Origin of the sequence: Candidatus Nitrosotalea sp. FS, from assembly GCF_011319475.1 — an archaeon.
Taxonomy (GTDB): Archaea; Thermoproteota; Nitrososphaeria; order Nitrososphaerales; family Nitrosopumilaceae; genus Nitrosotalea.
The window spans coordinates 1-3,969 of sequence record NZ_RCMC01000201.1 but is presented as its reverse complement, the minus strand read 5'-3'; the positions used below and the strand labels follow the sequence as shown (position 1 = coordinate 3,969).

At 39.7% G+C, this 3,969-nt stretch carries 2 protein-coding genes and 2 pseudogenes; 2 read left to right on the top strand and 2 right to left on the bottom strand.

The window, feature by feature from the left end:
- Positions 1–905: 905 nt before the first annotated feature.
- A partial coding sequence (locus tag DYY66_RS13120) for a hypothetical protein (RefSeq protein WP_218583668.1) occupies positions 906–1,094 on the bottom strand: 189 nt, incomplete at its 3' end.
- A gap of 651 nt (positions 1,095–1,745) precedes the next feature.
- On the opposite strand from DYY66_RS13120, the pseudogene DYY66_RS16310 reads away from it, so the two are divergent.
- Both DYY66_RS16310 and DYY66_RS07615 read left to right on the top strand, forming a co-directional pair.
- A pseudogene (locus tag DYY66_RS16310) lies at positions 1,746–3,030 on the top strand (MFS transporter); the annotation flags it as partial.
- A gap of 1 nt (position 3,031) precedes the next feature.
- A pseudogene (locus tag DYY66_RS07615) lies at positions 3,032–3,346 on the top strand (MFS transporter); the annotation flags it as partial.
- Positions 3,347–3,407: 61 nt separating this feature from the next.
- Here the strand turns inward: DYY66_RS07615 and DYY66_RS07610 are convergent.
- Entirely contained in the window at positions 3,408–3,620 is a 213-nt protein-coding gene (locus DYY66_RS07610; protein WP_166287724.1) for a hypothetical protein, read from the bottom strand.
- Positions 3,621–3,969 lie beyond the last annotated feature (349 nt).

The window sequence follows — 3,969 nt, the reverse complement described above, 5'->3', positions numbered from 1 at the left end:
TTCAATACCATGTCATTCTAAAAATATCTTTTACAATCTCAACGCCAAAAGCGAAGAATCAACTGAACTTCGGATGACATTGTATGGCAGCTCGCCTACCTTTGAAGGATCAACTGATCCCTTGAATGGGTCACAGTATCCAGTGTATGTCTCATAATATCCAGAATTTGATATCTGATAATTACTATGATATCTAGATACATGTGCAGTTGTTTACAACTCCAGTTGGTCATTGGTTTTAGCGTCTCACCTGATGTTGGATTGTACACTGCAGCAGTCTTGTATGTAAATATGGTAATGGTATTGTTAACCACCTGATATTTTGTAGCCTTGTCGGTGTATCGATAGTTTTCATTAATCGCCCTGTCNTGTATGTAAATATGGTAATGGTATTGTTAACAACTTGATACTTGACAGTCTTGTCAGTATATCGATAGTTTTCATTAATAGATCTATCTATCTTTATGATAACATTACAGTCTGAATCATGTCCTAATATCTGGTCTATTATGCGAACAGTCTTTACATTGACACCATGTGTCTGCACTTGAGCTGATATCAGATCTGGCAATGATTTGTCCATGAACAAATCCATTGGCTGGTAAACACAGACAAGCTTTTGGCCATCTGCATATACAAAATGTCCCAATGAAATCATTGTAATCACAATGCCAAGCACAAGAGCTAACTTGATCATCTTTCTCGTGCTCCGTTGGTACTATTCCAAGGCTCTTGTCGTGACGGAATCTCTATCTTGTGTCGCTTGATGTCTGCCTTGATTAATTCACGCAGCTGCTGTACCTTGGTTCTGCCATGAAACTTGGCATCATAGTACAATAATTTTGATGTGTTATGATCATACTGCAACGTAGTACGGTTGCGTTTTGGCTTGTTACTTGCCTTGNTTGTCTTATTGGAATTTCTATCTTGTATCGTCTGATGTCTGCTCTGATTAGTTCGCGCAGTTGTTGCACTTTGGTTCTACCGTGAAACTTGGCATCATAGTACAGCATCTTGGATGTAATACGGTCATACTGTAACGTAGTACGATCTCTCTTTGGCTGATCACGTGTCTTCGAACCTGTCGATGACATGTCAATAGCATGTCATCAAGACGTAATAAGTATTACGTGTAGATAACTTGGCGCTCAGATGCTGTTGACCGGTTGGTGTATATCTCAGAGCATCACAGAAAGACATGTCAAAGACATGTCATCACACACAGGGTCCAAGCGCAAGCCAACTGTTGCCATAAAAGACGACGTATACGAAAAGGCAAAGAACAAGGCTGCCGAAAAGGGACTCACACTAGTTGATTACGTAAACGAGACCATACTGCAAAGCGTCGAAAAAGATGCTTTCCTGAAAACCTATGCACCATATGTTGAAAAAATAAGCACTGGGGATACANCCATACTGCAAAGCGTCGAAAAAGATGCTTTCCTGAAAACATACGCGCCATATATTGAAAAAATAAGCACAGGAGATACCATCATACTTCGCGACAATAAAATAAAAAAAATTGTTGAAGTTTATTTCAAGGAAGGAAAACTACACTGTTCAAATGACGAAGGCCATGACTGTATCCACATACATTTTGCGTTAGGATTGTCAGAAATTGGAAGATTAAAGAAAAAATGATCTAGTTTTTGCTAGATATCAACAATTAACTTACTTTACATTCACTTGATAACCGTATCAATACTTCCTAACTTATATGAAACATCAAAACAAATTGCAAATACATGACTAATGAAAAGGAAGCAGATCCAACAGTATCCTCTTCTGCATGGCTTGCGCTTGCAATAATCAGCAGTCTTGCGTTAGTTACAATGTATGGGGAAACCATGGTACTGCCTGCAATTCCTAATTTCATAAAGGACTTTGGTGTATCGTACAATACTGCATCTTGGATCTTGTCATCATATCTTATCGCAGGCGCTGTCATGACACCTATTGCAGGCAAACTTTCAGACGTGTATGGAAAAAAGAAGATACTGTTGATTGTCATGATGATATATTCTGCAGGAATTCTAGGAGGAGGATTTGCAAACTCGTTTGATACCATGATATTTGCACGAATTGCTCAAGGTGTGGGAATATCCATGTTCCCAATCGCGTTTGGTATCGTACGTGATATCTTCCCAATGAAAAAACTTGCAATTGCTCAAGGGATATTTACATCCACATTTTTTGGCGGCGCTGTAGTTGGACTCATAGTTGGTGCAAGAATCATCTCAAGCTATGGATGGCATGCAACATTTTTCTCTGTATTTCCTATTGCCATAATACTTGCAGTGGTAATGGCAAAGCTCATCAGGATTCCACAATCAGAAGACCCTGGGCAGTATCATGGGCTTGATATCAAGGGCGCAATCGCACTCTCTGTTACCGTAATCTTGTTCTTGATGGGAGTCTCATATATTGAAGAGATTGCTCAAGGTAACCTGAACTCGCTTGTCTTCTTTGCAGGTTCTGCAGCATCTGTGCTTGTATTTACTTTGATAGAAAAAAGAACACCGCATCCGTTGATTGATCTCAAGGTTCTTGCAAACAAGATACTCTTACCAACTAATGTAGTACTCATGATAGTTGGAGTGTCAACATTCATGGTATACCAGACCATTCCTATACTGGTGCAGAGTCCAAGACCGCTAGGTTTTGGAGGCGATGCAATAACAACTGCAAATGTCCAGCTTCCATTTATGATAATATCACTAATAGTTTCAGCAGCATCTGGTTTTATTGTATCAAAGGTAGGAAATTTCAGACTGACTGCACTTGGTACTGTGATTTGTACAATAGGATTTTTCGGACTGGTGGCGTTCCACTCTACTGAATTTATGATATCTGCAGCGCTTGGCATAATATCGGTTGGGCTGTCGTTTACATTTGTTGGCGGGTTTAACATTATACTGGTGTCATCTCCACAGAAAGCAGAAGGCATCTCTCTTGGCATGTCGGTATTGCTGATTCTTGTAGGTCAGTCCCTTGGGCCGTCAGTTGCGGGAATGTTCCAGCAGATGTATANGTTGGGTTGTCGTTTACATTTGTTGGCGGATTTAACATCATACTGGTGTCATCGCCACAGAAAGCAGAAGGCATCTCTCTTGGCATGTCGGTATTGTTGATTCTTGTAGGTCAGTCCCTTGGACCGTCAGTTGCAGGAATGTTCCAACAGATGTATAGTCAGACAATTCCAAACATTCCAGGAGTATTTCCGTCTGCTTTATCGTATCTAGAAATATTTTCTAGCGCCGGCATACTCTCAATTGTATCTATAGTACTTGTTGTTCTTTTAAGAAATAAAGTAAAAGCGCAACCAAGTTACAATTTGGAAAGTTAGAAAAATTCAACATACATATCATGTTTTCAGATCTTCTTGATGATATCTGGATGTGGAAAATTTACCATCCACGCTGAATCAATATTTGCGCAACTTGTGAATATACGCATGCGGGGGAACCGTCTTCTGCTTTGATGACGAGCGCATAACCTTGTCTACATTGTACCTCATTTGCATGGACTCCTGATTTTACCTGTTCTAATGGAGGTAGTATGCTTGTACTGTTAGATGGTGATGCTGGTGTACTTGCAGATGGCATGTTATTTTCTGGCATGGTCATGTTATCTAACGGAAATGTATTGTTGTCAGAAGACTCAGACTTTGCATATCAGTTGAGTTATCAATAGGGGGTGTAGTCATGCTTGGGTCTGTAGTATTGTCTTCGGGAATAGGTCCTGTGTTTGTATCTGTATAATTATCCTCAGGAATTGGACCTTGATTAGAATCATCTAGAGTTTGTGCTAATGCATTAAACTTTGAATCAAATACATGAAAAGATGAAGAAGCTAAAATGACAGTGATNAGTCATGCTTGGGTCTGTAGTATTGTCTTCTGGAATAGGCCCTGTGTTTGTATCTGTATAATTATCCTCCGGAATTGGACCTTGACTAGAATCATCTAGA